7 protein-coding genes and 1 pseudogene are annotated in these 5996 nt (G+C 36.3%); 5 read left to right on the top strand and 3 right to left on the bottom strand.

Annotation, left to right across the window (positions count from 1 at the left end; genetic code table 11):
- Positions 1–450, top strand: a 450-nt coding sequence (locus GQR46_RS14890; RefSeq protein WP_240922912.1) for a hypothetical protein, incomplete at its 5' end; no start/stop codon positions are given.
- A 35-nt stretch (positions 451–485) separates the two neighbouring features.
- On the opposite strand, the gene coaD is transcribed toward GQR46_RS14890, so the two are convergent.
- Positions 486–977 (bottom strand): pantetheine-phosphate adenylyltransferase, encoded by a 492-nt coding sequence (gene coaD, locus GQR46_RS14885; RefSeq protein ID WP_165727579.1) that lies wholly within the window; start codon positions 975–977, stop codon positions 486–488.
- A 198-nt stretch (positions 978–1175) separates the two neighbouring features.
- Between coaD and GQR46_RS14880 the strand changes: the two genes are divergently transcribed.
- Positions 1176–1868, top strand: a complete 693-nt coding sequence (locus GQR46_RS14880) for a TetR/AcrR family transcriptional regulator (RefSeq protein WP_024592300.1) — start codon at positions 1176–1178, stop codon at positions 1866–1868.
- A gap of 324 nt (positions 1869–2192) precedes the next feature.
- Positions 2193–3650: a tRNA uracil 4-sulfurtransferase ThiI gene (gene thiI, locus GQR46_RS14875; protein WP_101164302.1), complete on the top strand. Its 1458-nt coding sequence runs from the start codon at positions 2193–2195 to the stop codon at positions 3648–3650.
- Positions 3651–3690: 40 nt separating this feature from the next.
- Here thiI and GQR46_RS14870 read toward each other — a convergent pair whose 3' ends face one another.
- Positions 3691–4593, bottom strand: coding sequence for a 2-dehydropantoate 2-reductase (locus GQR46_RS14870; RefSeq protein ID WP_165741336.1), 903 nt, complete (start codon positions 4591–4593; stop codon positions 3691–3693).
- Positions 4586–4939, bottom strand: a complete 354-nt coding sequence (locus GQR46_RS14865) for a VanZ family protein (protein ID WP_007581666.1) — start codon at positions 4937–4939, stop codon at positions 4586–4588. The genes GQR46_RS14870 and GQR46_RS14865 overlap by 8 nt, the downstream gene beginning before the upstream one ends.
- A 152-nt stretch (positions 4940–5091) precedes the next feature.
- On the opposite strand from GQR46_RS14865, the gene GQR46_RS14860 reads away from it, so the two are divergent.
- The gene (locus tag GQR46_RS14860; protein ID WP_007377833.1) at positions 5092–5574 is read left to right on the top strand and encodes a YajQ family cyclic di-GMP-binding protein; all 483 of its coding nucleotides are present in this window, start codon (positions 5092–5094) and stop codon (positions 5572–5574) included.
- Positions 5575–5775: 201 nt separating this feature from the next.
- Positions 5776–5996, top strand: a pseudogene (locus GQR46_RS14855) (ABC transporter substrate-binding protein); the annotation flags it as partial.

The raw sequence follows: 5996 nt of genomic DNA, 5'->3' as shown, positions 1-5996 counted from the left end.
TGGGGCTTTTTGATGGCTTTTTTATATTCTTTAGTAAGCTCTATAAATAGCGCAGATAAAAGCATTGTTTGGCTATCTTTCATCATGGCACTTTCTTACTCTTCTAGTATGTTTATTGATATGGACGCAATAACTTACTTCGATTTTTTCTTATTCGATATTATTACTCTATTTGTTATTATTTTATCTGGTTTTTTTATAAAGATTAGCAGCATATACATTTATTTATTATTTGGTTTAGGTATAAACACCTTACTATTTTTTGCAATGTATATAGATAATGATGTTATGCACCATTATGATTTTTGGTGGTTCTGGTGGGTGTACATAGTAGGTATAAATTTTACAGATTTGACCATGGTTTTAGTTTTCTTTATAGGTAAAGATGTTTTAAAACTTACTTGGTTAGAAGGAAAGCTAAATAAAGTGTTTAATAAAAGGGCCTATTAGTAATGGATTTCAGTGCTAACAGGCCTTATTTATTATTAACTGCTACCACAACCCAATTTAGTTTTTAGCGCTTTAACAATTACAGGGTCTACAAACTCGCTTACATCACCATTGTGGCGAGCTACTTCTTTAACGAGTGTTGATGAAATAAATGAATTTCGCTCTGCGGGTGTTAAAAATACACTTTCTAAGTCGGGGTTCAGGCGGCGGTTCATGTTAGCTAATTGAAATTCATAGTCAAAATCAGATACAGCTCTAATACCGCGAATAAGCACATTAGCATTGTGCTCGCGTGCAAGATCAGCCAATAAACCAGAAAAACCAATCACCTTAACATTATCTATGTGGCTTAAAATAGTGTTTGCAAGCTCAACACGTTCTTCAAGGTTAAAGCAGGGTTTTTTACTTGGGTTATTAGCAACCGCAACTAATACAGTATCAAACATTTTAGCTGCACGTTGAATAAGGTCTGTGTGCCCATTAGTTAGTGGATCAAAGGTGCCAGGGTAAATTGCAATAACTTTCATAATGTTCACTATTTATTATCTTAGCGCTAGTTTAACAGTGTTTATGCCACAAAGCAGCCTAGCTAAAAAAGCATATAAACACTTACTTTCTTTAAACAGGTCAGTCCATGGTGGGAGTGTTTTAATGATTCATATTTGTTTATACTGTTTACCTCTTTTGAGTGTAATGTAGCCTATAGATAATTTGAGTATTAGCATATGAATACCAAGGATAAAATAATACACACCAGTATTTTGTTGTTTAACGAAAATGGTGAGCGTGCAATAACGACAAATCATATTGCATCAAACTTAGGGATGAGCCCGGGTAATCTTTATTATCATTTTAAAAATAAAGAAGACATTATCCGTCATATTTTTGCGCTGTATCGCGATCATTTAAATACTCACTTTAAACCTATTAATAAAGATGATGATGCATTTAATCATTTAACGGCTTACCTAGATTCGTTATTTGAGCTGATGTGGCGCTATCATTTTTTTTACGATAATCTCGGGGATATTCTCTCTAGAGATGCTGATTTAAAACAAGCTTATATTGATTTTCAGTTAGAGTTGTTAGAGCAAGTTCGTAAAATTATTTTAGGACTTCGCGACAGTGAAATGATTGCTATTGATGAGCAAGATGTCATTGATTTAGCACATACATTAAAGTTAACGGTTAGTTTTTGGACGCCTTATATTAAAGCCCGTAGGCCAAGTGGTACGCTTGCTGAGCAAGATATATATCATGGAATTTTAAAAGTACTTACATTATTTAGAGCGTACAGTACCGATAAAAGCATTGATAAAATGAACCTGCTACGTGAAAAATATACTGAATTAGCGCAACAAGCCTTAGGGCCTGTTGACCTTTCAGGATTAAAATTTGTTCAATCTAGGGGCGATTAAATCGCGACGCGAGGTTTGTAACCTAGTGGGCTAAGTAAAAACCAAGCAACAAAGAGTTAATCGCCCCTAGGCTAAACCCTTTGGGCAGCGCTTGTTTGGTATTTATGCTACGTTATCGCCTATTTATGGGGAATAACCACACTACATAGGCTCTGCCTTGCCTAAATACCAAACACACTGCTGCAAATTTAACCTCGAAAGATAAACAGGCCCTAGCTGTAGTTTAATCGATAGTAATAGGCTGTTTCCTAGGCGCTGAATTTTTTGCTATAATCCCGCGCCAAATGCCTGGGAGCGCGAATTCCCGCAGTCTAAGAGTGAACTATGCTTAAATTTATCGTCAAACTACATCCTGAAATAGCCATTAAAAGCCGTTCAGTCCGTAAACGCTTTACTAAAGTGTTAGAAAATAACATTAAAATTGTATTGCGCCGTGTTGACGAAAAAGTACAAGTAAGAAATAACTGGGATAACATTTCAGTTGTTACAAAGCTTGAAGACGCGCAAGTTCGCCTTGATTTTATCGATAGCCTTAAACGCATCCCTGGCATTGTTCAATTTATTGAAGTAACCGAAACACAATTCGAAACTCTTGATGATATTTATCAAAAAACCATCGCTTTAGTTGGTCATACTATTGTAGGTAAAACCTTTTGTGTTCGTGCTAAGCGCATAGGGCAACACGATTTTACCTCAACTGATTTAGAGCGTTATGTTGGTGGTGGATTAAATCAGCATATTGAAGGCGCAAGCGTAAAGCTTAGCCGCCCAGAAGTAACAATACGCCTAGAAGTAAAAGACGATAAAGCTTACATTGTTTCTCATACACATTTTGGTATGGCTGGTTTTCCTTTGCCAACTCAAGAAGATGTGCTTTCGCTTATGTCTGGTGGTTTTGACTCTGGCGTAGCAAGTTACCAAATGATTCGTAAAGGCGCACGCACACACTTTTTATTCTTTAATCTAGGTGGCGCAGCGCACGAAATTGGCGTTAAGCAAGCAAGCTACTACTTATGGAAAAAATACAGCTCTACACATAAAGTTAAATTTGTAACGGTTGATTTTGAACCTGTTGTTGCTGAAATTTTAGAAAACGTTGAAAACAGTCAAATGGGTGTTGTACTTAAACGTATGATGATGCGCGCAGGGAGTGTGGTTGCGCAAAAGTTAAACATTCAAGCACTTGTCACTGGCGAAAGTATTGGCCAAGTATCTAGTCAAACATTAGCGAATTTAAGCGTGATTGACCGTGTTACTGAAACGCTTATTTTACGCCCGCTTATTCAACACGATAAGCAAGAAATTATTAATATTGCTCGTCAAATTGGTACGGCCGAAATGGCAGAAACAATGCCTGAATACTGTGGTGTTATTTCTAAAAAGCCAACGGTTAAAGCCAAAATAGACGTTATTCTTGGTGAAGAAGAAAAGTTCGACTTTGATGTACTTGATACCGTTGTAAACAACGCACGTATAATGGACGTGCGTGATATTGACGTAGAAGCCAAACAAGAACTTAAAGAAGCTGAATCGGTTGCTGATTTGCCTGTAGGCTCTGTGGTAGTTGATATTCGCTCACCAGAAGAAGAAGAAGCTGCACCGCTTGCAATCGACGGTGTTGAAGTGGTTCATTTACCGTTCTTCCGTCTGGCGACTAAGTTTGGTGATTTACCAAAAGACACCGACTACTATTTATATTGTGATCGAGGCGTAATGAGCCAACTACAGGCACTTATGCTGCACGAACAAGGCTTTGAAACGGTAAAAGTTTACCGCCCATAAGGTTTGTCGTCTTAAAGTTAAGAATTTATATAAGCGTGGTTTATACCACGCTTTTTTTTGCCTGAATTTTGACAAACAACTCATCGTTGTAAGGTGTAGGAATACCGTGAAGTTTGCCTTGTTGGCTAATATAGCCACATATAGCTGATATTTCAGTTTCTCTGCAATGCGCGACGTCTTGCTGCATTGAAGAGTAATTGTCAGACGTTAATTCCATTATTTTATAAGCGGTATTAAGTGCTTTAATCAATGGGATATTAAGCCCTTGTACGTTTGCTATATTGCATGCTTCAGTGAGTGCATTAAAAATTATAGCGTTGTACTTAGGTGCGCGTAACTCACCATTTTTTACATTACTTAAAGCGCTTAATGGGTTAATGGCAATATTTACGAGTAGTTTTTCAAAACGAAGCTGCTGAATGTTATTAGTAAACTTTAGGCTGGGTATTACTTTAAAAATATCAGCTATTGGCGCGCTATTTTGAAAAGCTAATTCATTACAAGCACCAATAACACTTTGTCCCTCACCAGTGTGCTGCACAATGTATTGGTTTGATTTAAAGCCCGCTATGCTTGTCGTTAAAAAGTAGAGTGCTTGGTGAGTACTTAGTTGGCTATTTACCTCATCAACATTACCCATTCCGTTATGCGAAAGTACAACAGAGCAATGATTTGGTAAAAATGGCTTTATTTGCGTAAATGCATCAAGTACTTGAAAGGCTTTAACGGTAAATAAAACAACATCAAATTCAGCTGCTTTATTTAGCTGATTTAATGTAATAAATTGTGCGTCAATTTTTTTAGATGCACCCTTACCTCGACTATAAAAGCGGGTATTTGTTGGGCTTTTGCGAGTTAAAACACTGACATTATGCGACGCACTTAGAAAATGACTAAGTAACAAGCCAATAGCACCATCGCCGACAATTAAAATATTAGCCATATGGGTTCTTTTTTCGAGGTGTAAAAATTACTCTAAGTAAAAAGTAGCTTGCGGCACCTGCAAAATCAGCAAAAAAATCACCGAGTGATGCTTGCCTATAGGGGAGTGCGTCTTGCATTATTTCTATAGAGGCGCCATAACCTGCCAATAAAAGTATTTGCGCATATAAAGGAAGCTTAAACGCTTTATCCATTATTATGGCTAGTATAAAAAAAATCCCAAAATGGGCCACTTTATCAACATGAGGAAATAAATTTACAACGCCACCTTTTATTTCTTTGGCAAATAAAAAGGTAAAAGCTACTATGCTGATTAAAAAAATTGCTTGATAAACACGCCTTGTCACGACAAATCCTAAAATCGCTTAAAAAAGAGGCGCAAGTATATCAAACTAATTTAATATCGCACCTGAACAAGATGCAGAAAAATGTAAAGATTTATAATTTTAGCGTTATAATTACCACATAAAATTAAGATTAAATAGTTAGGAGCAAACCAATGCCTTCATTTGATATTGTATCTGAAGTAGAAATGAACGAAGCTAAAAACGCAGTTGATAATGCAAATCGTGAGCTAGAGACTCGCTTTGACTTTAGAGGCGTTGATGCATCTATTGAGCTAAATGACAAAACAATTAAGCTTAAAGCTGAAGCAGACTCTCAGGTTATGCAATTATTTGATATTTTAGCTAACAAAATATCTAAGCGTGGTATGGATGTATCAAGCTTAGAGCTTCAAGATATTACCCGTGCAGGTAAAAATGTATTTCGTAACGTTGGCTTAAAGCAGGGTATCGAAAAGGACATGGCTAAAAAAGTAGTTAAAGCCATTAAAGACTCTAAAGTTAAAGTTCAAGCTGCTATCCAAGGCGAAGAAGTACGTGTAACGGGTAAAAAACGTGACGATCTTCAAGAGGCTATGCAAGTAGTGCGCAGTGCTGAGCTAGGTCAACCTTTTCAGTTTAAAAATTTCCGCGATTAATTAATAAATAGTTTTAAATTAAGCATGCTTTAATCTGTTTATACTTACAGACAGATTGAAGCTACTTACTCTTTTTAAATATCTCACTATTATCCCTCTTTGCTGCCTAGATACTCCCGTATGTATTAATCTTCTTTTTGATATTTAAGCTATTATATTTAATCACATGCAATTAAGTACTTCACACTAGAAGGTATTAAAATGAAACTTCATCAATTATTTTTGTTATTTGTTTTGCTTACATTTACCAAACCAAGCTTATCAAAAACAGTTGATATTGATGTACTGGTTGAAGATGGCTACTTTCCCATTATTATTAATGCGCAAAAAAAGCAGGGTTTTGCTCCTGAGTTTATTAAGATTTTAAACGGCGCACAGCAGGAGTTTAACTTCGTACTTAAGTCTCTACCTGTAAAAAGGCT

It is taken from the genome of Pseudoalteromonas sp. Z1A6 (assembly GCF_011378745.1).
Lineage (GTDB): Bacteria > Pseudomonadota > Gammaproteobacteria > Enterobacterales > Alteromonadaceae > Pseudoalteromonas > Pseudoalteromonas arctica.
This window is presented reverse-complemented; position numbering and strand designations above follow the sequence as displayed.